This is a genomic window from Botrimarina sp., assembly GCF_040219535.1.
Lineage (GTDB): Bacteria > Planctomycetota > Planctomycetia > Pirellulales > Lacipirellulaceae > Botrimarina.
The window spans coordinates 26,937-51,411 of the sequence record NZ_JAVJSH010000027.1 but is presented as its reverse complement, the minus strand read 5'-3'; the positions used below and the strand labels follow the sequence as shown (position 1 = coordinate 51,411).

20 protein-coding genes and 1 pseudogene are annotated in these 24,475 nt (G+C 69.2%); 10 read left to right on the top strand and 11 right to left on the bottom strand.

Features of this window, described 5'->3' with window-relative positions:
• Positions 1-157: 157 nt before the first annotated feature.
• Complete coding sequence (gene gyrA, locus RIC11_RS16070) at positions 158-2,935, bottom strand: DNA gyrase subunit A (RefSeq protein ID WP_350213109.1); 2,778 nt, start codon at positions 2,933-2,935, stop codon at positions 158-160.
• 156 nt (positions 2,936-3,091) lie between these two features.
• Positions 3,092-4,135, bottom strand: coding sequence for an NAD(P)/FAD-dependent oxidoreductase (locus RIC11_RS16065; RefSeq protein WP_350213107.1), 1,044 nt, complete (start codon positions 4,133-4,135; stop codon positions 3,092-3,094).
• A gap of 114 nt (positions 4,136-4,249) precedes the next feature.
• On the opposite strand from RIC11_RS16065, the gene RIC11_RS16060 reads away from it, so the two are divergent.
• Genes RIC11_RS16060 through RIC11_RS16050 form a run of 3 tightly spaced genes read left to right on the top strand, consistent with a single transcriptional unit; the run spans position 4,250 to position 5,348 of the window.
• Entirely contained in the window at positions 4,250-4,729 is a 480-nt protein-coding gene (locus tag RIC11_RS16060) for a hypothetical protein (RefSeq protein WP_350213105.1), read from the top strand.
• A 50-nt stretch (positions 4,730-4,779) separates the two neighbouring features.
• The gene (locus tag RIC11_RS16055; protein WP_350213104.1) at positions 4,780-5,022 is read left to right on the top strand and encodes a hypothetical protein; all 243 of its coding nucleotides are present in this window, start codon (positions 4,780-4,782) and stop codon (positions 5,020-5,022) included.
• Entirely contained in the window at positions 5,019-5,348 is a 330-nt protein-coding gene (locus RIC11_RS16050) for a type II toxin-antitoxin system RelE/ParE family toxin (protein WP_350213102.1), read from the top strand. Before RIC11_RS16055 ends, RIC11_RS16050 begins: the two co-directional genes overlap by 4 nt.
• Before the next feature lie 9 nt (positions 5,349-5,357).
• On the opposite strand, the gene RIC11_RS16045 is transcribed toward RIC11_RS16050, so the two are convergent.
• From RIC11_RS16045 to RIC11_RS16025, 5 genes and pseudogenes are all read right to left on the bottom strand, one after another.
• Entirely contained in the window at positions 5,358-5,939 is a 582-nt protein-coding gene (locus RIC11_RS16045; RefSeq protein WP_350213100.1) for a histidine phosphatase family protein, read from the bottom strand.
• Positions 5,940-5,972: 33 nt separating this feature from the next.
• The gene (gene rpe / locus RIC11_RS16040; RefSeq protein WP_350213098.1) at positions 5,973-6,716 is read right to left on the bottom strand and encodes a ribulose-phosphate 3-epimerase; all 744 of its coding nucleotides are present in this window, start codon (positions 6,714-6,716) and stop codon (positions 5,973-5,975) included.
• A 490-nt stretch (positions 6,717-7,206) separates the two neighbouring features.
• Positions 7,207-7,866, bottom strand: coding sequence for an SMC-Scp complex subunit ScpB (scpB, locus tag RIC11_RS16035; protein WP_350213096.1), 660 nt, complete (start codon positions 7,864-7,866; stop codon positions 7,207-7,209).
• 111 nt (positions 7,867-7,977) lie between these two features.
• A pseudogene (smpB, locus tag RIC11_RS16030) lies at positions 7,978-8,424 on the bottom strand (SsrA-binding protein SmpB); the annotation flags it as partial.
• A gap of 114 nt (positions 8,425-8,538) precedes the next feature.
• Entirely contained in the window at positions 8,539-9,654 is a 1,116-nt protein-coding gene (locus tag RIC11_RS16025) for a DUF1559 family PulG-like putative transporter (RefSeq protein ID WP_350213094.1), read from the bottom strand.
• Positions 9,655-10,022: 368 nt separating this feature from the next.
• Here RIC11_RS16025 and RIC11_RS16020 point away from each other — a divergent pair, with 368 nt between their 5' ends.
• The 4 genes from RIC11_RS16020 to RIC11_RS16005 all read left to right on the top strand — a co-directional run bounded on the left by RIC11_RS16020 (position 10,023) and on the right by RIC11_RS16005 (position 16,390).
• Complete coding sequence (locus RIC11_RS16020; RefSeq protein ID WP_350213092.1) at positions 10,023-11,954, top strand: mechanosensitive ion channel family protein; 1,932 nt, start codon at positions 10,023-10,025, stop codon at positions 11,952-11,954.
• A 142-nt stretch (positions 11,955-12,096) separates the two neighbouring features.
• Entirely contained in the window at positions 12,097-13,506 is a 1,410-nt protein-coding gene (locus RIC11_RS16015; RefSeq protein ID WP_350213090.1) for a TrkH family potassium uptake protein, read from the top strand.
• Between the two features lie 133 nt (positions 13,507-13,639).
• The gene (locus RIC11_RS16010; RefSeq protein ID WP_350213088.1) at positions 13,640-14,305 is read left to right on the top strand and encodes a potassium channel family protein; all 666 of its coding nucleotides are present in this window, start codon (positions 13,640-13,642) and stop codon (positions 14,303-14,305) included.
• A 168-nt stretch (positions 14,306-14,473) separates the two neighbouring features.
• Positions 14,474-16,390 (top strand): ABC transporter ATP-binding protein, encoded by a 1,917-nt coding sequence (locus RIC11_RS16005; RefSeq protein WP_350213086.1) that lies wholly within the window; start codon positions 14,474-14,476, stop codon positions 16,388-16,390.
• Positions 16,391-16,433: 43 nt separating this feature from the next.
• Here RIC11_RS16005 and RIC11_RS16000 read toward each other — a convergent pair whose 3' ends face one another.
• From RIC11_RS16000 to RIC11_RS15985, 4 genes are all read right to left on the bottom strand, one after another.
• Entirely contained in the window at positions 16,434-17,276 is an 843-nt protein-coding gene (locus tag RIC11_RS16000; RefSeq protein ID WP_350213084.1) for a hypothetical protein, read from the bottom strand.
• Positions 17,277-17,510: 234 nt separating this feature from the next.
• Positions 17,511-18,569, bottom strand: coding sequence for a DUF1559 family PulG-like putative transporter (locus RIC11_RS15995; protein WP_350213082.1), 1,059 nt, complete (start codon positions 18,567-18,569; stop codon positions 17,511-17,513).
• Positions 18,570-18,706: 137 nt separating this feature from the next.
• A complete protein-coding gene (locus RIC11_RS15990) occupies positions 18,707-19,366 on the bottom strand; it encodes an RNA polymerase sigma factor (RefSeq protein ID WP_350213080.1) in 660 nt (219 codons plus the stop codon).
• Positions 19,367-19,918: 552 nt separating this feature from the next.
• Positions 19,919-20,731: a ParA family protein gene (locus RIC11_RS15985; protein ID WP_350213078.1), complete on the bottom strand. Its 813-nt coding sequence runs from the start codon at positions 20,729-20,731 to the stop codon at positions 19,919-19,921.
• A 261-nt stretch (positions 20,732-20,992) separates the two neighbouring features.
• Between RIC11_RS15985 and aroB the strand changes: the two genes are divergently transcribed.
• The 3 genes from aroB (at position 20,993) to dprA (ending at position 24,257) form a co-directional block, all read left to right on the top strand.
• Complete coding sequence (gene aroB, locus RIC11_RS15980) at positions 20,993-22,096, top strand: 3-dehydroquinate synthase (protein WP_350213076.1); 1,104 nt, start codon at positions 20,993-20,995, stop codon at positions 22,094-22,096.
• A gap of 243 nt (positions 22,097-22,339) precedes the next feature.
• The gene (locus RIC11_RS15975; RefSeq protein WP_350213074.1) at positions 22,340-23,038 is read left to right on the top strand and encodes a response regulator transcription factor; all 699 of its coding nucleotides are present in this window, start codon (positions 22,340-22,342) and stop codon (positions 23,036-23,038) included.
• A 58-nt stretch (positions 23,039-23,096) separates the two neighbouring features.
• Positions 23,097-24,257: a DNA-processing protein DprA gene (dprA, locus tag RIC11_RS15970; protein WP_350213072.1), complete on the top strand. Its 1,161-nt coding sequence runs from the start codon at positions 23,097-23,099 to the stop codon at positions 24,255-24,257.
• The last annotated feature ends 218 nt before the right edge of the window (positions 24,258-24,475 follow it).

The window sequence follows — 24,475 nt, the reverse complement described above, 5'->3', positions numbered from 1 at the left end:
CTGCAACTCGTCGAAGAACTCGTTGGGCATCCTTGAATCGGCCATCGCTGGGCCCTCCGTCGTGAGTCGTCGTACCAATAACTCACGCACGGCGCAAAACCCGTGCCGAAATCGGGTGGGGTTTTGTCTGGGCTTCTAAGGAGGCGCCACGAATTGCTCACGACGGCCCGTCACTCTCGGCGGCTTCCGGCTCGTCGGCCGATTCCTTCTCCTCCAGCGGCACCACGACCACCGCGGCGAGGGTGTCGCCCTCGTCGACGGACATGATCCGCACGCCTTGCGTGTTGCGGCCGATGGTGCTGACGTCGGCCGCGCGGATGCGTTGGAGCTTGCCGCGGGCGGTCATCATGAGCAGCTCGTCGTCGTCGGTGACGGCGGCCACGCCGACCACGCGGCCGTTGCGGTCGGTGGTCTTGATGTCGCGGAGGCCCTTGCCGCCGCGGTTCTGGGTGCGGTAGCGGGCGCCGGAAGAGCTCGACTCGTCGTCGCCGTTGTCGGAGGGCTCGGCGGCGGTCTCGCCCGCGGCCGCGTTCGGGCCGAAGTGGGTCCGCTTGCCGTAGCCGAACTGGGTGGCGGTCAGCAGCGTGGCGTCGGGGTCGGCCACGACCATGCCGACCAGCTCGTCGCCCTTCATGAGCTTCACGCCCTTCACGCCGGACGAGTTGCGCCCCATGGGGCGGGCGTCGGACTCGTTGAAGCGGATGGCCATCCCGTCGGCGGTGGCGAGGAGAACCTCGTCGCCCTTCTGGACGATGGCCACGTCGACCAGCTCGTCGCCCTCCTTGAGCTTGATCGCGATGATGCCGGTCTTCATCGGCCGGCTGTACGCGGACAGGTCGGTCTTCTTCACGAGGCCCTTGCGGGTGGCCATCATCAGGTAGTGGTCCGGCGCGTCGAAGTCGCGCACCGCGCGGCAGTCGGCGATCTTCTCGCCCTCGGCGAAGTTCAACAGGTTCACGACCGCGCGGCCCTTGGAGTCGCGGGCCAGCTCGGGGAGGTTGTAGACCTTCTCCCAGTAGACCTTGCCCTGGTTCGTGAAGAACATCAGGTAGTCGTGCGTGCTGGTGACGAACAGGTGCTCGATCGGGTCGTCTTCGTCGGTCTTCGCGCCCTTGATGCCCTTGCCGCCGCGGCGCTGCGCCTGGTACACGCTGGCCGCGGTGCGTTTGATGTAGCCGTTGTGCGTGATGGTGACGACCATCGTCTCTTCTTCGATCAGGTCCTCGAGGTCGACGTCGCCGACCTCCTCGGAGCTGATCCGGGTCTTCCGCGCGTCGACCATCCGGCTCTTGAGCAGGTCCTCCATGTCCTCGCGGATGATGCCGTAGATGCGGCGCTCGTCGCCGAGGATGTCGAGGTACTCGGCGATCTGCTTCAGCAGCTCCGCGTGCTCGTCGGCGAGCTTCTCTTGCTCGAGGTTCACGAGCTGGCCGAGCGTCATCTTGAGGATCGCGTCGGCCTGCACGGGCGTGAGCGTGTACTCCTCGGCCACGCCGCGCTCGTCCTGGAACTGAGCGTAGCCGTCGTCGCCCAGCGCGCGCCGCAGCAGCGCGCCGGGAGTGCGGATCTGCATCAGCGCCTGCTTGGCCTCGGGCTGGGTCTTGCTCGCGCGGATGACGCGGATCACCTCGTCGATGTTCGCGTGGGCGAGCAAGAGGCCCTGCACGGTGTGCTTGCGTTTGCGCGCGCGGGCGAGGAGGAACTGGGTGCGCCGGCGGACCACGGTCACGCGGTGGCGGACGAACTCCTCGAGCATCTCCTTGAGGTTGAGCACGCGGGGCTTGCCGTCGACCAGCGCGAGGAAGATCACGCTCTGCGAGTCTTGCAGCGGCGAGAACTTGTAGAGCTGGTTGAGGACCACGTCGGGGTCGGCGTCGCGTTTGATGTCGATCGCGATGCGGGCCGGCTCGTTGAGGTCCGACTCGTCGTTCACGGCGCTGATGCCGGCGATCCGGCCGTCGTTCACCAGCCCGGCGATCTTGGCGATCATGTTGTCGCGCGTCTGCTGGTAGGGCAGCTCGTGCACGAGGATGCGCCGCTTCTTGCCGGTCTCGACGATCTCGGTCTTCGCGCGGAGCACGATCGTGCTGCGGCCGGTCTGGTAGCCCTTGAGGATGCCGCTGCGGCCGCAGATCACACCGCCGGTCGGGAAGTCGGGCCCCGGGATGTGCTCCATCAGCTCGGAGATCGTGATCTCCGGGTTGTCGATCAGCGCGATCACCCCCTGGCAGACCTCCCGCAGATTGTGCGGCGGGATGCTGGTGGCCATGCCCACGGCGATGCCGCCCGACCCGTTGACCATCAGGTTCGGGAACTTCGACGGCAGGACGGTCGGCTCGGTGAGCTTCTCGTCGTACGTGGGGACGTAGTCGACCGTGTCGAGCTTGATGTCCTCCAGCATCATCGTGGCGACGTTCGACAGCCGCGCCTCGGTGTAACGCATCGCCGCGGCGGGCAGCCCGGCGAGCGAACCGAAGTTGCCCTGCGGGTCGATCAGCAGGTTGCGTGTCGCCCACCACTGGGCCATCCGCACGAGGGTCGGGTAGATGGCGCCGTCGCCGTGCGGGTGGTACCGCTTCATGGTCTCGCCGACGATGCCCGCGCACTTGCTCGTGCTGCCGCCGGGCGTGAGGCCGAGGTCGTTCATCGCGACGAGGATCCGCCGCTGCGAGGGCTTCAGCCCGTCGCGCACGTCGGGCAACGCGCGGCTGACGATCACGCTCATCGCGTACGTCAGGTACGACTGCTTCAGCTCGTCCTCGATCGACAGGTCTTCGAGGCGCAGCGCGATCGCGTCGGTCGACGGGTCGAAACCCGGCTTCCGCGGCGCGCCGGCGCCGCCGGCTGCGGGGGTCGCCCCTTCGGGGCCGGCGCCGCCCGGGGCGTCTTGCGGGGTGTCTTGCGGGTCGTCTGGTCCGTTGGTTTCGTCGGCCACGCGCGGGTTCCTCGAGGTCGCGATCCGGGGGCGCGGCGGCCGGCGTCAGAGGACACGGCCGGGTCGCCCGAATGAGCCCCGCAATTTAACGCTTTTGGCCCCGCTTTCACAGCTGCGCATCGCGGGCGGCTAGCCATCCCGTCACGGGCTGCCCCGTCACGGGCTGCCCAGCGACCGGGCGACCTGCTCGGCCAAACGGTCCGCGTAAGTCGGGGCCCACAGCACGCCCTTCGCGCCGAGGCCGTTCAGCCAAGCGGCCCGCGGCTGTCGCTCGGAAAACCCGAAGGTCGGCCGGCGGTCGGGCGTGGCGGGGCGGACCGCGGCCGAGTGGTCGGTGACCCGAGCGTCGGTCAAGCCGGCCTCGGCCAGCCGGCCGAGCAGCTCGGCGCGGCCCTCTTCGGTCGGTTCGGAGTCGATGCGGTCGTGGTCGGTCGTCGCCCCGACGCGGTAGCCGCCCGGCCCCTCGGGTGCGATCCACACGCCGCGGTGGACGACCCGGTCGTCGCCGTGGCTCGCGGACTCGATGGTGAGCACCTCGCCCTTGGCCGGCGCGAGGGTGGGCCCGCCCAGCCACGGCGGCTGCGACGGCGCGTAGCCCTGGCAGAGCACCGCGCGTCGGCCCGCCACGCCGTAGCGTTCGAGCAAGACCCGATCGCTCTGGAAGCAAAGCTCGCTGGGATCGGCGTCGGCCTTGATGTAGCGGTCTTCGGCCGCGAGCGAGCCGCGTGTCGCCAGCAGGAAGTCGGCGACCCTCAGCCGCGCGGCCGACGGCATCACAAATCCACCGAACGGCGCCGCTAGCCCGGCGGGCAGCTCGTGGGGGTCGGCCGGGCGGGCGTGCTCGCCGTACTCGCCGGCGGCCAGGCGCGAGTGGAACAGCCCGCGCTCGGTTTCGTCGACGAACAACCGCACGGCCGGCGCCTCGTCGAGCAGTGTAGAGCGGGTCGCCCTCTCGACGCGGCGGTAGAAACGCCGCGCGTCGTCCCAAAGCTCGGCGAAGTCGTCCGCGAGCGTCAGGCGCTTGCCGGTCACCGGGGTGACGAGTCCGGCGGCGACACGCGAGCTGCTGGCCCGCCCCCACGGGTCCACGCCGCCGCGGTCGACGACGAGTGTCGACAGGCCGCGCTCGGCCAACCGCCAGACCAGGGTCGAGCCGGCGAGTCCCTGGCCGATCACGAGCACGTCGACTTCGATCACCATGCCCGCGAGCGTACCCGCTGCGGGTGGCGGCCGCCGCGCCCCCCCCCCTCGCCTGGGCCGCTGGGCCGGGGGGCCGTAAACTTGGGGGCTCAACCGCCCCCGAGTGAAAGCGTTATGGACTTTAGCGAACGACTCAAACGCGCCACGCAACGCGGCCACAGCACGCGCGCGGAGAAAGAGCTCGAAGCGGCCGCCGAGGCGCTCAGCGAGGAGGAGCAGCGGCGCCGGCACTCGCAGCACCGCCTGACGCTCACCGAGCACATCGAGAAGCGGCTGAGAGAGCTGGCCGACAACGTGCCGGGGTTCAAGCTCCAGACGCTCGTCGAGGACCGCGGCTGGGGCGCGGGCCTCAGCCGCGACGACTTGGTGGTCTCCCGCGGCAAGCGGCGGAACCTCTACAGCCGGCTGCAGCTGCTCGTGGGGCCGTTCAACGAGTTCCACGTGGTCGACGTGACCGCCAAGGGGGCGATCCGCAACAAAGAGAACTTCACCCGCACCCACCACCGACCGATCGCCGAGTTCGACGAGGAAGAGTTCAAGGACCTCATCGACCGCTGGGTGCTGGACTACGCGGAGCAGTACGCGGCGGCTTGAAGCGCGGCAGAACGGTCTCCCGGTCGGGAATCCCGGATTACAATCGAGCCATGGCCACCATCGAACAACTCGACGACTTGTACCGCTTCGCCATCGAACTGCCCGCCCACGAGCGCGACGCGCTCTCGATCGACGAGCTCTATGAGCAGTGGCGGTCGACGTTCGCTTTGGACGAGGACGTCGATGCGATTCAGGAAGCACTCGACGCCGTCGACCGTGGCGCACCGGCCGAGCCGGCCGAAGAGTTCCTCTCAAGGGAGCGGGCGGCGAGATCTTCGGGCGGCTCCGCGTGAGCTACCGCGTCGAGTTCATCGGCCAAGCAAAGAGCGACTACAGGCGGCTGTACTCCTACATCGCCCAGCGGTCGCCTCAGGGCGCGGCGAACTGGGACGATGCTCTGGACGCCGCGTTAGCGCGAATCCGCGTCACCCCCAACTCCTTCGGGGCGGCGCCCGAAAGCCGGGCCCTGACGAGACCGGTTCGTCAGGCGCTGTTCTGTACGCGGCACGGCCGCGTCTATCGGGTCGTGTTCGAAGTGAAAGACGACCGCGTCATCGTTCTGCGTCTGAGAGGTCCAGGCCAGCGGCCGCTGCGAAAGCGCGACCTCGGCGAATCGTAGCCCCCCCGGTCACGCCACGCCGGCGACCGGCGCCGGGTCGGCGGGGATCGCCTCCCACGCGCCGCAACGCTCGGAGGCCTTCCACAGGCCGCTCACCACGCCCTGCCGCAGCTCCGCGGCGATCACGCTCGCGAGCGGCTCCGGCGCCACCAGGGCGATGACGCCCTCCTTGTGCTTCTTCTGCAGCTTCTTGAGCGCTTCGTTCACGCGCAGGCGGGCGGTTTGGATCGTCTCGCCGCCGGGAGGGCAGATCGTTTGCGGCTGCTCTTGCCACTGGCGGTAGACCTTCGGCTGCTTGGTGCGGACCTCCTCCACGAGCATGCCTTGCCAGAGGCCGTGGTCGAGGTTCTTGAGCTTGTCGAGCGTCTTGTGCTTTTGGCCGAGCTGCGCGGCGATCATCTGCGCGGTCTCCTGAGCCGAACGACACGGCGAGGCGTACACCGCCGCCGGACGCTGCGCGGCCACGCCGGGAGCGGCCTCGGCCGCTTGGCGGCGGCCGTCGTCGCTCAGGGGCATGTCGAGCGTCCCTTGGATCCGGCCCTGCTGGTCGAACTCCGTGGCGCCGGGCCGCACTAGCAACAACGTGAACATCAAGCACTTCTCGTTAAGGAACCGGGCGGGGGGCTAGCGGGCGCCTCGCTCCGCTAGCCGGCTGAGTTCCGCAATCCTTGCGCCGTAGTCCTCCGCCCCGCCGCCTGTGTGCGCGTCGCCTCCGGCGCCGAAGACCGCCGTGCCGGCGACCATCAGTTCGGCGCCCGCTTGGGCGCAGGCGGAAATCGTCTCGGAATTGACGCCGCCGTCAACCTCCCGCACCGCCCTGCAGCGGGGGTGGTCGCGGAGCCAGCGGAGCTTCTCCAGCGCCACCGGGTTGAACTCTTGCCCGCCAAATCCGGGCATCACACTCATCACTAGCACCAAGTCGCAGGCGTCGATTACGCCTTCGATCGACTCGATCGGCGTCGGGGGGTTAACCGACAATCCGGCCGTCGCTCCCAATTCCCGGATCCGGTCGAGCAAGGGCCGGGGGTCGTCGAGCACCTCCGCGTGGACGGTGATGTTGTCGGCGCCGGCGTCGCGGAACGGGGCGACGTACTCGGCCGGGTTGTCGAGCATCAGGTGCACGTCGAGCGGCAGCTCGGTGAGCCGCCGCACCGCTTTCACCACCGGCACGCCGATCGACAGGTTGGGCACGAAGTGCCCGTCCATGATGTCCAGGTGCAGCAGCGTGGCGCCCGCCCGCTCGATAGCGGCGATCTCTTCGGCCACGCGGCCAAAATCACACGCCAAGAGCGACGGCGCAATCGCCACGCCGCGCGGCAGGCACTGCGCGCGGAGTCCTTCGGTGGTGGCGGCAGCGGCGCCCGTCATGACGGGAGGAGTTTCCGATACGAGGACGCCGGCAGCAAACGGCCGGCGGGCGGTCACTCAGCGAACGGTCAGCTACCACAGACAAAAAACGAGGACGGCCCCACACGCGGGCCGTCCTCTACTGAAACGTTTTGTCACGAGTTCGCCCCGGACGCAAGCCCCGCACGTGCGGAACGCCGCATAGTTCGCCAAGCGGCGGCGGGCCACGCCGACTGTCCGGCCCATAGGGGGTCCACCCAGGTTTTCCGTGGGTAGGGTTCCCTCGGCCCAGGCGCGCCAAGAGGGGCGCCGCGTTGCGTGGGGTTTTCTCCAATCCCGAGCCCGCTCAAGCCCCGTCGTCGTTGTCCGCGTTGAGGTCCGAACCCGCACTTGTTTGAGGCTACCCACGGAAAACCCGGGGGGACCCCCTAGGGCCGGGGCGAGGTGGCTCGTGGCAGCGAAGAGTTGCGAACCGCGCTACGCCACCGATCACCGGACACCTAATTCCCCCCTACTCATCGAGCTCCGCGACGCGGGGCAGGTCGCCGAGGCTTGCTAGCCCGACGGTCCGCAGGAAGCGGTCGGTGGTCGCGTAGCGTGGGGGGGCGCCGTCGGCCTCGGCGGGGTCGGTGCGGAGCAGGCCTTGCCGGACCAACCGCCGCAGCAAGCCCGCGCTGCTGGCGCCGCGGAGGTCGGTCACCTCCGCCTCGGAGATGGGCTGGCGGTACGCAACCACGGAGAGCGTCTCGAGCGCCGGCTGGGACAGCCGGGCGGCCTTCACCCGCCCCGCCAAGCGATCGGCGACGCGCTCGAGCCCGTCGGCGGCCGCCAGCCGCCAGCCGCCGGCCGAGCGCTCCACACGCAGCCCCGCGCCGCGCGCCTCGTAGGCCGCGTCGACACGCTCCACCAGTGGGGGGATCTCCTCGGGCGCGTGGTCGCGGATCGCCGCGGCGATCTCTTCGGCCGACACCGGCGAGCCGTCGGCGTGGCCGACGAACAGCAGCGCCTCGACGATCGCCTCGGGCGTGACGGCCTCTGGGTCGGGCCGAGCGGCCGGGGCGGCCGACTCGGGCTTGCCGAGCATCCGCGCAAAGGCCGCGCGGAGCCGGTCGGCCGAGAGCGGCTGGCCCGCCGTAGCGGCAGCGGGCGGCGGGTCGGCGGGAGCGGACAACGAGGCTTGAGGGGTGAGGGGTGCTTCGCTTCCGTGACGTTGATCTTTTGGTTCCCACCCACGACTTACGTCGTGGGCTCGCTTCCCTCTTCCCTCTTCCCTCTTCCTTACTCACCGCGGCCGCATTGCGCGGTCCATGGCTCGTTGGGCGTCTTTCTTCTTGAGCGACTCGCGCTTGTCGTACGACTTCTTGCCGCGGCAGAGGCCGAGCAGGAGCTTCGCGCGGCCCTCTTTGAAGTAGAGCTTCAGGGGCACAAGCGTCAGGTTCTTCTCGTACGCGCGCAGGGCGAACTTGGCGATCTCGCGGCGGTGCAGCAGGAGCTTGCGCCAGCGCTTCTGCTCGTGCTGCTGGTGGGCGGAGTTGCGGTACTCCTCGATCGTGCAGCCGACGAGGAACACCTCGCCGCCCTTCACGCGGCCGTAAGCCTCTTCGAGCGAAACGTGGCCGTTGCGCAGCGACTTGACCTCGCTGCCGACCAGCACGATGCCGCACTCGAGCTTGTCGAGCACCTCGTACTCGTGCCGCGCCTTGCGGTTGGTCGCGACCGTCCGCTCGTTGGGGTCGTCGCCTTTGGCGGGCTTCTTCGCTTTGTTCTTGCCGGCCGTAGCGGGGCTCCGGGCTCGTGGAGGGACGGGGGACGAGAGATGAGGGACGGGGGTGCGCGAGCGGGATCAGTAGTCGCTATTCGCCAGCGGCGCAAGATTGCGGAGCTGCGTGATGATGGGGCCGGTGGGCCCGCTGTCTCCGTTCAGCGGATCAAGACACTTCCGCCCTTCTGGCGTGAGCAGGCGCTGGTAGACCGTGGGGTCGATGTCTTGGGCGAGGCTGCCGCCGTGGCCGTCGGCGAAGAACACGTTGACCGTGCCGGCCGGGTGACCGCTCGCCGGGCGGGCGAACGCGGGGACGTCGACCGGGTACGGCGGGCCTATCGCGCTGCCCAAGATCTCGGTGCTGATCGGGAACTGGAAGAGCCGCGGGTTGGTCTCGGCGGCCGGGTTGAGGCTGGTCGTCCAAACCATGCCGTACTGCTGCTCGCCAAAGAGTTGAGGATTGGAGATTCCCATCCAGCTGTAGAAGACGTCTTCGATCTCTTTGTGCAGGTTTTCGCTGAGCAACAGCGTCGACGCCGCGCCGTCGGGGATGTCGCCGAGCTTGGTGGTCACGTTGCCGAGCGTGAGGTTGTGCAGCAGGCCGTTCTCTTTGGCGTCGCCCAGGTACGTCGAGCCGTCGTGGTCCCAGTTGCCCGCGTTGCCGATGTACGACAGGCCGGCATTGGTCTCGATCGAAGCGAGCTCCGAGTCGGCCGGGCAGATCATCGACCCGTTCGGCCGGATGCTGGCGAGCGTTTCAGCACCAGTACCGGAACCGACCACCGTCCCATCGGTCATCGCGTCGTAAACGCTCTGCAAGTCGATCTGCGGCGTGATCACGCCGACCCAGCTGATCCACGACGCAGCACGCTCGGGCGTGCTGTACATCTGGTAGCCCGACATGCCGCCCGTCGTGTCGACCCGCAAGAACGTCCCGTCGCTCCGCTTCACCGGCTGCACGTAGCCCGGGAACTTTTGCCTGGAGGTCTCGTAGTTGATCATCCCCGTGCCGAGTTGCTTGAGGTTGTTCAAGCACTCGGCTTGCCTGGCGCGGCCGCGGGCGGCCTGGACGGCGGGCAGCAGCAGCGCGACCAGGATGCCGATGATGGCGATCACCACCAGCAGCTCGACGAGCGTGAAGCCCGGCCGGGCCGTGTGCGGCTGGCGGGGGGCGGTGGGGAGGCGGCTTGTATTCATCGGCGGTGGACCTCTGTTCCGGAGGAGGTTCGGCGAGCCGCACGCCGGCCATCGGTGGCGCCACGCGCGGAGCGGACCCGCCGCCTTGCCGCGGGGCCGGCGGGGGATGGTAAAGTATCGCCGAATCGACAGAAAAAAGCCAGCAAACCCCCGCGCGGCCGGCTGCCCCTAGCCTCGCACTGCCCGAAACGCCGGCCCCTCAGCCGCCGCCAACGGGGGCAAGCGCCGCGTGCCCCCGACTTCCTCGGGCGGCGTGCGGCGGAGCACGTGGGCGGGTTTTGCTCCGGCGCCGTGTTGGGGCTTCCGCCCTAGGCTGGGGCGCTTACGCTCGCGTGGACGACTCTCGCGTGGCCATGCCGCACTCTCCAATGACGCGTTCCCTTGTGATCAATCCGCTGAAGACCTCGATGCTCGCTCGCCCGGCGCCGGGCTTGTTGCTCGCGCTGTGCTTTGCCCTGGTGGTCGGCGACACGCACGGGCAGTCGCTGCCCGCGGCCACCGGCACGGCGGGCGCCCAGGCGGCCGACGAGGCCCAGCCCAACGGCCCGGCCGAGGCCACGCCGGTCCCGCCCGCGATGCGGTCGCCGCGCGCCGCGGTGGCGACCTTCGTGCAGCGGATGCGGCTCGACGCGAAGGGCAAGGCGGCCGAGTTGCTCGACCTGTCGGGGATGAGTTCGGCCGCCGCGGGCAGCCGGGGGCCGAACCTGTCGTTCAAGCTGTACGAGGTGCTGAGCCAACTCGGCGAGCTGCCCCCGCCGGCCGAAAGCCCGCCGGCCGACCCCGACGGGGTGGCCACCAACCTCGACGCGTTCGCCGGGATCCCAAAAGAGGGCGAGCTGACCGAGGAAGAGGCGGCCTGGTCGCTCAAAGACTGGGAGACCCGTCGCGGCTTCGCCGAGTCGGACCGATCTTCGCGGATCACGCTCGCGCGCGGCGACGACGGCCGCTGGCGGTTCAGCGCCACGACGGTCGCCGAGATCGACGAGCTGTTCAACGAGACCGGCGCGCGCAAGCGGCTCAAGGAGGCCGATCGGGCGGGCGAGCCCACGGTTCCGCTGAGCGTTCTGATCGAGGAGCAGTTCCCGGAGTGGACGCGCGACACCTACTTCTTGATGAAGACCTACCAGTGGCTCTGCTTGCTGCTGGTGGTGCTGCCGGTGAGCCGGCTGGTCGAGGTCGTCACCCGGCGGGGCCTGACGCGTTTCGCCGACGAGGCGCTGCAGCGCGTCGATCCCGATTTCGACAACACCCGCGAGACCACCCGCGCGGTCTGGAAGCCGGTCGGCAGGCTGACCAACGCGATGATATGGGTCGTCGGCGTCGGCTTACTCAACCTTCCGACGCCGGTCACCAACGTGCTGATGCCGGTCCTGGTCGCCGTGATGATCATCGCGGCGGTCTTCGCGGCCTTCGCGGTGATCGACGTGGTCGTCGCGTACTTCGAGCGCCGCGCGGGGCGGCAGTCTCTGTCGTTCAACAAGCTGATGCTGCCGCTGGCCTCGTCGACGCTGAAGGTGTTGGTGGTCGCGGTCGGCGCCGTCGCGGCGATGGCCACCTTCTCCGCAGAGCTGCCGACCACGCTGCTGGCCGGCGTGGGCATCGGCGGCATCGCGATCGCGCTCGCCTCGCAAGAGACGCTCTCCAACTTCGTCGGCTCGTTGTCGCTGCTCTTCGACCGCCCGTTCGAGGTCGGCGACTTCGTGAAGATCGAGGGCATCGTCGGCGAGGTCGAGGCGCTCGGCTTCCGCAGCACCACGATCCGCACCGCCGAGAACAGCCAGGTGACGATGCCCAACAGCAAGCTCGCCAGCTCTGTGGTCGACAACTGGGGCCGCCGGCGGTACCGCCGTTACCTGGGCAAGCTGGGCCTGGAGTACGGCACCCCGCCGGACCGGATCGAGGCCTTCTGCGAGGGGATCCGCGAGCTGATCCGCCGCCACCCGCACACGCGCAAGGACTTCTACGCGGTGTACTTCAACGACTTCGGGCCCAGCTCGCTCGACGTGCTGATGGTCGTGTTCTTCGAGGCCGGCGACTGGCCGACCGAGCTGCGCGAGCGGCACCGGCTGCTGGCGGACATCCTCCGGCTGGCCGAGTCGGTCGGCGTGTCGTTCGCGTTCCCGACCCAGACGCTGCACCTGCGCCGCGACAGCGAGCCGGCCACGCCCGTGGAGCTGGCCGAGGGGCCGCCGTCGATGGCCGGCGCCCGCGCGGCGGCCGATATCGCCGGCGAGCTGGCGAACTACCAAGACCGCCCCGGCAAGGTGAAGTTCACCGGCCCGACCGACGTGAAGGGGTGAACGAAAAAGGGGGAAGCAGAAAGCGGAGCGCCGCGCGAGCGGGCCGTCACGCGCCCCGCCGGGCTCTGACTCTCCCTTTTCGTGCTCCCCCTCCCGCATTCCACTTTCCGCTTTCCGCTTTCCCCTCTCGCACGCTCGCGCCATGCCGCAGCTCGTCGGCTCGATCAATCAGTACCCCGGGCGGGCGTCGCTCACGTGGTACGCGGCGCTGATCCTCGTGGGGTTCGCGGTGCTGTACTTCGTGCCCGCGTGCGCGGCGGACCCGGCGGCGCCGATCACGGCGCTCGATGCGTTGTTCACGTCGACCAGCGCGTCGTGCGTGACGGGGCTGATCGTGCGTTCCACGCCGCACGATTTCTCGTTGCTGGGCCAGGCCGTGATCATCGCGCTGGTGCAGTTGGGGGGGATCGGCATCATGACGGTCACCACGTTTATCGTGGTGCAGTTCGACCGCAGCGGCAGCCTGCGGCGCCGCAAGGTGGTCGCCGAGACCCTCGGCGCGGGCGACCAGGGCGACATCCGCCGAATCCTCCGCAACGTGCTCGTGATGACCGGCCTGTGCGAGGCGGTCGGTTTCGCCATCTTGTGCGCGTACAACTTGGCGAACTACGAGCACTACGCGGAGGAGGGGCTGTGGGCCTCGCAGGCCGACGCGGTCTGGCACGCGTTGTTCCACAGCATCTCGGCGTTCTGCAACGCGGGCTTCGCGCTGCACGACCAGAGCCTGATGCCGTTCGCGGACAGCCTGGTCGTCAACGCGACGATCGGCCTGCTGATCGTCATCGGCGGGCTCGGGTTCCCGGTCGTGAACGACCTGTGGAAGAGCCGCAAACGCCCCGCCGCGAACCGCTGGAGCGGGCTGCAACTGCACACCAAGATCATGCTGATCGGCACCGGAGTGTTGCTGGTGGTTGGCTTCGCGAGCTTCCTCGCGCTGGAGCACGACGGCGTGCTCGTCGACGACCCGGTCACCACGCGTGTGCTCAAAGCGGCCTTCCACTCGATCACCTGCCGCACGGCCGGCTTCAACACGGTCGAGATCGCCGAGCTCACCAACGCGATGCTCTTCATCAGCGTGCTGCTGATGATGATCGGCGCGGGGCCGTGCAGCACCGGCGGCGGGTTCAAGGTCAGCACCGCGGCGATCATCACGCTGCGCGCGTGGGCGACCTTCCAGGGCTACGCGCGGGTGAACCTGTTCCGGCGCACGCTGCCGCCGGAGAGCGTCGAGCGGGCGGTCGCTACGGCGATGCTGTTCGTGGGGGTGGCGGCGGTCGCGTTGACCGGGCTGCTGGTGATCGAGCAGTCCGCGTTCGGCCACACCGGCTCGGCCGGTTTGTTCATGGAGACCCTGTTCGAAACCATTTCGGCCCTCGGCACCGTGGGCCTGTCGACTGGGCTGACCGTCGACCTCAAGCCCGCCAGCCGCGCGATCGTGATCGTGCTGATGCTCATGGGGCGGCTGGGGCCGATCACCACGTTCGTCGCGCTGTCGCACTCGGCGCGGAACGAGCGGGTCGAGTACCCCACCGAGGAACCGCTCGTGGGCTGAGCCCCCCGGAGCGGCCGGCCCCCTTTCCCAGGGCGGGGCCCCCGGGGCTAATGGGGAGATCGAAGCACCCCCCGCCCGAGCCACGCCCCCCGGCGCGTCGTACAGCCTGCGTCCTCCAGCCTCCAGCCTCCCCTTGGCCGAACACAAGCAATTCGTCGTTATCGGTTTGGGCTCGTTCGGCGGGGCGCTCGCGGAGCGCCTGGGCGAGAACGGCTGCCGCGTGACCGGCATGGACAGCAACAAGGAACGCGTCGAGTCGCTCAAGGACGTGCTCTACGAAGCCGTCATCGGCGACGCCCGCGACCGCGACTCGATCTCCCACCTGCCGATCGCCCAGGCGCACGCGGTGATCATCAGCATGGGCGAGGACATCACGCGGTCGCTGCTCGCGACCCTGCACACGCGCGAGCTCGGGGCCAGGCAGGTTATCGTCAAGGGCGTGACCGACGAGCACGCGCGGATCCTCAAGTGCCTGGGGGTCGACCGCGTGATCTTCCCCGAGGAAGAGATCGCCCGGCAGCTTGCCGACCGGATGACGTGGCCCAACGTGCTGGACTTCCTCGCGATCGACCCGGAGTACAGCTTCGTGGAGGTCGCCTCGCCCGACGAGTGGGCCGGCAAGACGCTGCAGACGCTCGACCTGCGGCGCAAGCACAACGTGTGGATCGTCGGCGTGAAAGACGCCCTCACCGGCAAGCTGCAGATGTTCCCCGGCGGCGACTACGTGCTGTCCGCCGACCAGGTGCTGCTGGTCGTCGGCAAGCAGGCGGACGTGAACAAGCTGAGTGATTTTAAGTGACGCGTTGCGAGGCCGGTCCGCTTGGTATTTCGACGCGGTCACTGTGGCTATCGGCTGTCAGCAGATTACTGGCTACTGACCACTGGCTACTGACTGCTGATTGCTGACCGCTGGAAGCCGACAGCCTGCTCCCCGTCCTCCGCAGTAAAGGCCCTCCCCCACATCGCCATGTCCGAAGCGGTCATCGACGTCCAGAACCTGCGGACCTACTTCCACACCGAGGAGGGCGTGGTCCCGGCCGTGGACGACGTGTCGTTCCGCATCGACGCGGGGCGCACGCTCGGCATCGTCGGAGAGAGCGGCTCCGGCAAGAGCGTCACGAGCCTGTCGATCATGCGCCTGCTGGCCAGCAGCGCGAAGATCGAGAGCGGGTCGATCTCGCTGTTGGGCAAGGACCTGGTCGGCCTCCCCGAGCCGCAGATGCGCAGCGTGCGGGGCGACCGGATCAGCATGATCTTCCAAGAGCCGATGACCTCGCTCAACCCGGTCTTCACCGTCGGCGCCCAGGTCGTCGAGGCGCTGCGCCTGCACCAGGGCCTGAGCAAGGCCGACGCGCGCCAACGCACCATCGAGCTGTTCGACGAGGTCGGCATCCCCAACCCCGCGTCGCGCGTCGACAGCTACCCGCACCAGATGTCCGGCGGGCAGAAGCAACGCGTGATGATCGCCATGGCGCTGTCGTGCGACCCCGAGCTGCTCATCGCCGACGAGCCGACCACCGCGCTCGACGTGACGATCCAGGCGCAGATCCTCGACATCCTCCGGCGGCTGCGCGACTCGCGCGGCATGTCGATCCTGTTCATCACGCACGACCTGGGGGTGATCGCCGAGATCGCCGACGACGTGCTCGTGATGTTACGGGGCAAGATGGTCGAGTACGGCTCGGTGCTGGAGATCTTCGAGAACCCTAAGCACCCCTACACGAAGGGCCTGCTCGCTTGCCGGCCGCGGCTGGAGTCGAAGTACCGGTTGCTGCCGACGGTGTCCGACTTCATGGAGACCCGCGCGCGCGTCGACGACGCGGGCGTCGAGCACGTGGAGGTGATCGAGAAGCAGCTCTCCGAGGCGGACATCCAGCGGATGACCACCCACGGCCGCGGGCGGTTGCTCCACCCCAAGAGCGAGCTGGCCGCGATGGGCCACCCGTGGGAGCAAGCGGGCCACGCCGCCGACACGACGTCCGTCGACGAGGGGACGCGACCCCTCCTCGAGGTCCGAGACCTGAAGGTCCACTTCCCGGTGCGACGCGGCCTCCTCTCCCGCGTGGTGGACCACGTGCGGGCGGTGGACGGCATCTCGTTCAAGGTGTACCGCGGGCAGACGCTCGGCTTGGTGGGCGAGTCGGGCTGCGGCAAGACCACCGCCGGCCGCGCGATCCTGCGGCTCATCGAGCCGACCAGCGGCGACGTGCTGTTCGACGGACAACACGTCGCGTCGCTCGGCCGGGGCGAGTTGCGCAAGCTCCGCCGCCGCATGCAGATCATCTTCCAAGACCCCTACGGCTCGCTGAACCCGCGGATGACCGTCGAGTCGACGATCGTCGAGCCGATGACCGTGCACGGCCTCGGCAAGAACAAGCGCGAGCGCCGCGATATGGCGGCCCAGCTGATGGACGAGGTCGGCCTCTCCAGCGCCTACCTCCGCCGCTACCCGCACGAGTTCTCCGGCGGCCAACGCCAACGGATCTGTATCGCCAGGGCGCTGGCCGTGGAGCCGGAATTCCTCGTGTGCGACGAGTCGGTGTCGGCGCTCGACGTTTCGGTTCAGGCGCAGGTGCTGAACCTGCTGAAGCGTCTGCAAGAGAGCCGCGGGCTGACGTACATCTTCATCAGCCACGACCTGTCGGTCGTGAAGTTCATGGCCGACATGATGGCCGTGATGCAGCCGGTACCTGTCGAGGGCGAGAGCGGCGCCGTGGGGGGTAGGATCGTCGAGTTCGGCCCCTCCGAGGCGATCTACGCCGCGCCACGCGAGGCCTACACGCAGAAGCTCATCGCCGCCACACCAGACGACGACCTGGATCAGATCCGGGAGCGCGTCGCCGAGCGCGAAAAGCAGCGCGCCGAGGCGTCCGCAACGCCGTGACCACGGTCGGCCGCGGGCCCGCCTTCCGCCGGGCGCGGGCGGTTTAGAGCCACCACCGGGAGACCGTCGGGCCCAGGTCGCGCGGGTTCGGCTCGGCCGGCCCTTCGGTCGCCAAGCCGATCAGCCCGACGGTCTCGTCGACGACGCGCTCCGCCCGCAGCATCCACGCGGGGCGTGGCAGGCCAAAGGAGTCGAACGAGCCGGCGGCTAGCAGGCCCAACGCGGCCGAGCCGACTCGCTCGTTCTGCGCGGCGGAGACCGGCGGCGAGCCGGCGCCGCGCATCGCTTCGCGGATCGCGACCAGCGTCAGGCGCTCCGCCACGCGCGCCGCGGCCGGGTCTTCCTCGAGTGTGTCGCGTCGCGACTGCGTGAAGCGGCGTCGGTCGGTCGCCAGACGGGCGAACTCCGACCCGCTGCCGAGGCGGGCCAACAGCACGTCCGACCAACGCGACGAAAGCCGGCGGAGCGTTTCGGCGTGCCGAGTGCGGGGCGCGTCGGGCGGCCACCAGGCCGAGAGCAGCGAACGCAGCCGGCGCTTCGCTTCGAGGCATCCGTCGAGCGTGCTGGCCGCGATGATCGACGCGTCTTCGCGGCCCAACGCGCGATCGCTGAGGACCGCCACCCCCGTGACGACACGGGCGAGCACCTCGGACAAGAGGATCTCTTCGACCAGCCGCGTCAGCAAATCGCTCGGTTCCTCGCTGGGGGGCGCCGAATGGCTGTGACCCAGCCGACGCAACCCCCTGCCCCACGTGTCAAAACGGCACCGCGACGCGATCCAGTACTCGGCCAGCGCGTCGCTCGCGAGCGGGTCGCCGCGCCGCAACGGCGGCCCGGCCGTGAAGCCGAGCACAGCGGCGATCTCTACCAAGCAACGGGCGTGCATACCGACAACGCTTCGGGGGAGCGGGCGTACTGCCCGACCCCGCGAGCACGCGGGAAGCCAAACCCCCCTACGCGGCTGCAAGAACGCAGCCAACGCGTTGTCCCACAAGGCCTTAAGGCGAAGACACAGGGCCGCAAAGGGCGGGAAGCGTGTCGGTTTTCGACATCATCCCCGCTGGTCGTGTCGCGTCGACGCAACCGCCGCGAGCCGGCTGCTGCGGCCGGCGCCAAGACCTCAGTACTGGATGCTGACCACGCCCGACACGCCCGGCGTCACGTCGCCGGGGGCGAGGACCACGTCGGCCGGGCGCCGGCCGGCGGCTAGCTGGCCCGCGTCGTTGAGGAACAAGTGGTCGACGCCCGACTGCGAGTAGCAACTCGTCACGAACGCAACGCGGCCATCCTGGAACAGCACGTTCTCGCCGCAGGGGCCGTGGTTGCGGCTGACGAGCACCGTCGGCAGGGTGTACTCGGGGGCGTCGGCCATGACCGGCGCGCGGCTGTCGCCGCGGTCGCGCGGGTACCAGTACGCCCGCTTATGCAGGTGGCCCAGTCGGTACGCGTAGCTGCCGGCCGCCTGCCGCATCAGCAGCGAGACCAGCTCGTCCGACGCGAGCCGGACCTCTTCGCTCGAAGGGATCCGAACCCGGTGAGAGCCGGCGCGAACCTCCTCCGCTTGCCACGACGAGGGGCACAGCAAGCGCCGCTCCAATTGCTCTGCGGTGACGAATCCGTCGTCGACCAGCATCACCGAGAACATCCCGGCGTGCACGCCGGGGCCGATCGGCGGGTAGCGACGGAAGTTTTCTATCGAGTACTGCTGCAGGTTGGCCCCGACTTGCCGCAGGTTGTTCGCGCAGACCAATCGTCGTGAGGCCTCACGGCCGGTCTGGATGGCGGGCAGAATCAGCATGCCCAGCAGCAGCGCCGCGACGCCGACCGTCGCCACTTCGACGAGGCTGAAGCGTCGCTCGGAAAGGCCGGCGCCACGCTCGGGCGACAAGCCGACGGCGTTGTCGTCGGGCCCGTCGTAGGGAGGAGCGGCCATCACAGCGGCCGCCGTCCGCGAGGCGAGCGACTCGGGCGGCGACTCCCTGGGCTCGGCGGGCTGAGGCCCGTCATCGCGGCAGACGTCCTGCAGGCACTCGCGGATCTGGGCCAAGTGCGCGGCGAACGCCGGATCGCTGCGGAGCCGCGCCTCGATCTCGTCCCGTTCGGACTGGTCGAGGTCGCCCAGGCAGTAGCGGACCAGAAATTCGTCGTCACCCATCGCCTTGCCGACCCATACGGTCATCGCGGCTCGCCGGCGAGCGGCCAGCCGCTACGCCAACTCAAAGCTTAGCTCGGGAGACGCCGCCGGTGGCAGCACAACAAAAAAAGCGGGCCGCCCGAAGCCGGGCGGCCCGCTGTTGGAACGATGTCCACGGGGGCTCAGGCGTTCGGGTGCGACTCGCGCCACTGCTGGCCGAGGCGTCCGACCGCGGAGTGGAGCCGACTCTTCACGGTGCCTACCGGCACGCTGAGCTCGGCCGCCGCTTCGCGGTACTTCATCCCACGAAAATACACGAGCGACACGGCCTGCTGAAGCTGCTCCGGCAGGGTCGCGACCGCTCGCTTCACCCACTCCGTACGCTCGGCGAGCTCGAAGCGTTCGCCCGGGCCCGACTCGGTCGACGGCAAAAGATCGATCAGAGAGCCGGTCTCGGACTGGTCGGCGCGGTTGGTGCGGTCGAGGCTGACCGCTTGGTGACGCTTGTTACGACGCTGCAGGTCGATCGCGCGGTTGGTCGCGACCGTGTACAGCCAGGGCCGGAACTTGCGGCTGGAATCGAAGAGGTGCCCCTTGCGGTGCACCTGGAGAAACGTCGCCTGGAAGGCGTCTTCGGCCATCGTGGCGTCGCCCAGGTAGCGGCGTAAGAAGCTGTACAGCTCGCGCTCGTACCGCTCGATGAGGGTCGCCAGGTAGGGGCGATCCTCTACTTCGCTCTGCTGGTGTAGAGCGAGCAATTGCTCGTCGGACAATTCCGCGAGCGGACGATCGGCTAGCGCCGCGAGATCTTGCTGGCGTGCGTCCATGGCTTTGATAGTCATCGTGGCGAATCTCCTCAGTCGGAGAGTTCGACGTCCGGTGGGAAGTAATCCTTGCTTCCCCGTCGTCTTGTTGGTGAGCCCTCTGTCCCTCGCGCTAAGACGGTTCGCGAGCTTCCTTGGGACATTGGGATTCGGCCGCAGCGGATCACCGCATCTCCATCGCAGGCGGTAGAACTGCGGCCGGGCACTTACTAAAGCAACGTTTGTGCCAGGCGATTACACGAAAGCCACGCTAGCGACTCAGCCAATACCGCTGAATCCTTACCGGCAAATGACTTACGTCTCCGCCAGACCCAGAACCAACCGCGAAACGGACGGCCTGTAAATCTGACGAACTGTCAAAATCGACAATCAACTCGACAGCTCTGCCATCGAGCGTCTCTCAATATGAGACGATTGTTCAATTTTGACGCGCTCTGTCCCGACGCAATTGAGACGCTTCGGGACCGCGCTGAGTTCCATAAGTCCTGCGAAAAGGCCGGGTTGTGACGAGGCCCGCAGCGCCGCGACGAACCAACCTCACAACCCGCTCCGGCCAGTCGGAGAGGCCCCCTAAGCGGCGGCTAACATCTCTCGACCCGCATAGTACGCGAGCACCTCCCCGCCCAGATCCCGGTAGTCTTCCGCCCCGCGGCTCGCAGCGTCGTACCCGAAGATCGACGCACCGTGACTCGGCGCTTCGGCCAACCGAATATTCCGGCGGATCCGCGTTTCGAACAAGCGAATATGCCGCCACGGTCCTCCGCGCTCCCGGAGTTGCTCGAAGTAGAACTCCACGTCGGTCGTCACTTCGCTGGCTAGCCGCGTGCCGGACTCGTACAGGCACATGACCACGCCCGCCATCTTCAGCCGCGGATTGAGCCGCTGTGCGACTAGGTCGACCGTCTTCATCAGCTTGCTCAAGCCATGCAGCGCGAGGAAGTGCGGCTGGAGCGGCAGAAAAACGTCTTCCACCGCCGTCAGGGCGTTGATCGTCAACACCCCCAAGGAGGGTGGGCAGTCGATGAGCACGTAATCCAGATCGGTCACGGCTCGCAGGCGGTCCCGCATAATGACCTCGCGGCCTACCGTGCCGGCGAGCTCCAGCTCGGCAGCCGCCAAGTCGATGTGGGCCGGCGCGACCCGCACACCTTCGTCGGTCGTGACCCACACCTGCTCGAGTGTGGCGTCGCCCGCCAGCAGGTCGTAGGTGGTCGCCGAGGGCCGCTTCGGCTCGGCCCCGAGGTGGAGCGTCGCGTGGGCCTGCGGGTCGAGGTCGATCACCCCCACCCTAGCGCCCGACCGCGCCAGGGCGGCGGCCAAGTTGACCGCTGTGGTGGTCTTGCCCACTCCGCCTTTCTGGTTGATGACCGCTAGCGTGTGCATCCCGAGACCTCGCGTCGACGCGGACCGCGGCCGCCACAGGGGGTGGCGACCGGGGGGCGCGGACGGTAGCCGTTGGGGACTCGCCGCTCTAGAGCAATCCGCCCACCGCCGAGGCGGCCGGCGCCTCGCGGCGCGGCGCCCGGCCGCTTACGCTCAGGGAGTCCGCCCTGGGCGACCCACTGGTTGCGCCGCAGGCGCGGGGATCGACCGACCGCCTCGGCGGTGGAAAACCTGCCGCCGCGCGAAGCCCCTCCTAGCGATATGACCGACAGCACCGCCACCGTCCGGGTCGAACTCGCCGAGCGTAGCTACGACATCCTGATCGGCGCCGGCTTGCTCGACCGGGTGACCGAGTTCGTCGACGCCCGCGGCGGCGCGCGGCACGTGGCGGTCGTGACCGACACGAACGTCGACGGCCTCTACGGCGACGCGGTCGCCGACCGCTTTGTCGACGCGGGCGTCGAGGCCCACGTGCTGGTGGTCGACGCGGGCGAGACCAGCAAGTCGCCCGACGTGGCCGCCGACCTCTGGCAGACGATGGTCGACGAGGGCTGCGACCGCCAAACGGTCGTGGTCGCCGTCGGCGGCGGCGTGGTTGGCGACATCGCCGGCTTCATAGCCGCCACCTTCGCCCGCGGGCTCACCTTCTTCCAATTCCCCACCACCCTGCTGGCCCAGGTCGACAGCTCCGTCGGCGGCAAGACGGGCGTCAACCTCGAGGGCGCCAAGAACATGGTCGGCGCGTTCTGGCAGCCGCGGGGCGTGCTGGTCGACACCGACGTGCTGTCGACCCTGCCCGACCGCGAGTTCCGTGCCGGGCTGGCCGAAGTCGTCAAGTACGGCGTGATCCTCGACGCGGACTTCTTCGGCTGGCTGGAGGCCTCGGCCGACGCCATCGTGGCGCGCGACGCGGGCGCCCTGCGGCGCGTGATCCAGCGGAGCTGCCAGCTCAAAGCCCAGATCGTGCAGCTAGACGAGACCGAGCAGACCGGCGCCCGGGCGAAGCTCAACTACGGGCACACCTTCGGCCACGCCCTCGAAGCCGCGACCGGTTACGAGCAGCTGCTCCACGGCGAGGCGGTCTCAATCGGCATGGTCTGCGCGTCGCGCATGGCGGAACTGATGGGCCGCATCACGGCCGACGAGACCAACCGGCAGCTCAGCCTGCTGCGGCGATTCGGCCTGCCCGTGAAGCTGCCGCGGGGCATCGACCTCGGGGAATTGTCGAGCCTCATGTGGCGCGACAAGAAGGTGCACGACGGCGAGATCCGCTTCGTCCTGCCCAGCCGGCTGGGGGAGGTCGATCTCGTGCCCAGCCCCGGCGACGAGCAGCTTATGCAATCGCTGCGTTCCGCTCAGGCGTAAGGGCGAAGCGATAGAATCGAGACGTCAGCGGCAAACCGCACGTGCTTTCGCGTCCGGCCGCAATCAGGCTTAGGTGTCACAGCTGACCTAGCGGCAGAAACATGCGGTTTTTGGCGCCTTAGGCATTAAATGAGCCGTATAGCTCGTCGAGCTGCGGCGTGTTGACAATGATCTTGCCTCGCGGAAACCGAAGCGACGCGACGGTTTCCAACACCGGCTAGAGACGCAGTACGAGGTATTGAGTTGACCGCGACCATGACGCAATCGGACTACCCGGCTACCGACGCCAACTCCGCGAACGGGCACGCGGGCGCCCCCCACTCTGAGGTTTCGATCGACATCATCTCGATCGACGGGGGCGACCCGCACGCGATCGCCGCAGCCGCTGCGCCGCTGGGCGCCGCCGCTCGTCGCTTCGCTGCCCCCGAGGCCTGGTTCGAGAAGCAGAGCAAAACCGGACAGGTCGCCGATCCGACCGACATCGTCGTGCTGCACGGCGACTGTGGACGCATCGCCGCATTGCGGCTGGTCGCCCGAGCCCGCGCCGCGGCGCCCGATGCGTCGATCGTCGTCGCTTCGGCCGACGCGGGTCTGCAGCACGTGGCGGCGGTCGTCAATCAGGGCGCGTCGGGGCTTTTGCCGCTGTCGCAGTCGAGCGACTCGCTGTCGCAGCACCTGAGCGAGGTCGTCGAACCGGCGCGCCGCAAGCAGCCGCAGCGGCGGGCCGCAGCGAAGCACCGGCAGTCGTTAGCCGCGCTCACCTCGGCCGAGTCCGACGTGCTCGACCTGATGCTCGACGGCTTGGCCAACAAGCAGATTGCCCAGCGGCTGTCGATCGGGCTGCGGACCGTCGAACTCCGGCGCTCCAAGATCATGCGCAAGATGGACGCCAGCAGCGTGGCCCAGCTGATCAGCCACGTTTGCGCCGCGCGGCACGTCTGAGCACGCCCCACCAAGTCAGTGGCGTGGCCGCCGCCGGGTGGGTAGGGTCAGGCCGTCCATGCCCGGCCCCTCGCCTAACGCCGACCTGCCGCCCGACGTGCTGGACGAGGTGCGGCTGTCGGCCGTGCGGGGCGTCGGGCCGCGGATGCGGCAGAAGCTGATCGACCGCTTCGGCTCCGCCGGCGGGGCGCTGTCTGCCGCCGCGGCGGACCTCGGCGCGGTCAGCGGCGTCGGCCCGAAGCTCGCCGGAGCGATCGCCCGGGCGCCCGACCGGGAGTCCGTCGGCCGGATGCTCGCCGACGCGGCCCAGTACGGCGTGCGGGTCCTCACGCCCGCCGACGAGGAGTACCCCCCCGGGCTCCGCGAAATCCACGACCCGCCGCCGGTGCTGTACTGCCGCGGCGCGATCCATGCCGAGGACCGCCGCGCGGTCGCCATCGTCGGCACCCGCCGCGCCACGCGGTACGGGCTCCGCTGCGCCGCCACGTTCGCCGCGGAACTCGCACGCGCCGGCGTAACGGTCGTCAGCGGCTTGGCGCGGGGCGTCGACGGCGCGGCCCACACGGCAGCGCTCGACGCGGGCGGGCGGACCCTGGCGGCCCTCGCCGGCGGGCTCTCACGCATCTACCCGCCCGAGCACACGCGCCTGGCCGACCGGGTCGCCGAGCGCGGCGCGTTGCTCGCCGAGGCCCCGCCGCCGATGCCGCCGATGGCCGGCGCCTTCCCGCAACGCAACCGCATCATCAGCGGGCTCTCGCTCGGCGTTCTGGTCATCGAGGCGGCCGAGCGTAGCGGCGCGTTGATCACCGTGCGGCACGCGGCCGAGCAAGGGCGCGACGCGTTCGCCCTGCCGGGGCCGATCGACAGCCCCCAGTCACGCGGCTGCCACCGCGTCATCCAAGAGGGAGCGAAGCTCGTCACCTCGGTCGACGACGTGCTCGAAGAGATCGACGGCTTCGCGCCCGCCGCGCCGGTCCGGGCGGCACGCCCGACCCCGGCAGCGGCCCCCGCAGCATCCCCGCCGGCCGACCCCCCGCCGATCGACTGGGACGAACCCGAGGCCACGCTGCTGGGCTGCATCAACGACGAGCCGACCTCGATCGACACGCTCGTGGGCGCCACGCAGCTGCCGGTCGAGCGCGTGCTGGCGAGCCTCAGCCGCCTGGAAGCAGGCGGCGCGGTCACACGCGTCAGCGGCGTTTTGGTCCGCCGAGCCTGACGCGTTTGGCAAGGTGTGCCGGCTAGCGAGCCGGGGCCGACTGCGGCCTAGCCGAGGGATGTAGCGATCGAACCGCTCGCGGGCGGCCGTTTCGGGGCGCCAGCAGAGCGGTTTGGCACGATCGCAGCGGACGCGCCGCCCGATTGAGTCTGCGGGACGGACTGCTGCGGCGCAGGAGGCGCCCAACCGTCGATCGTGCGACAGGCGAGCCTTTCGTC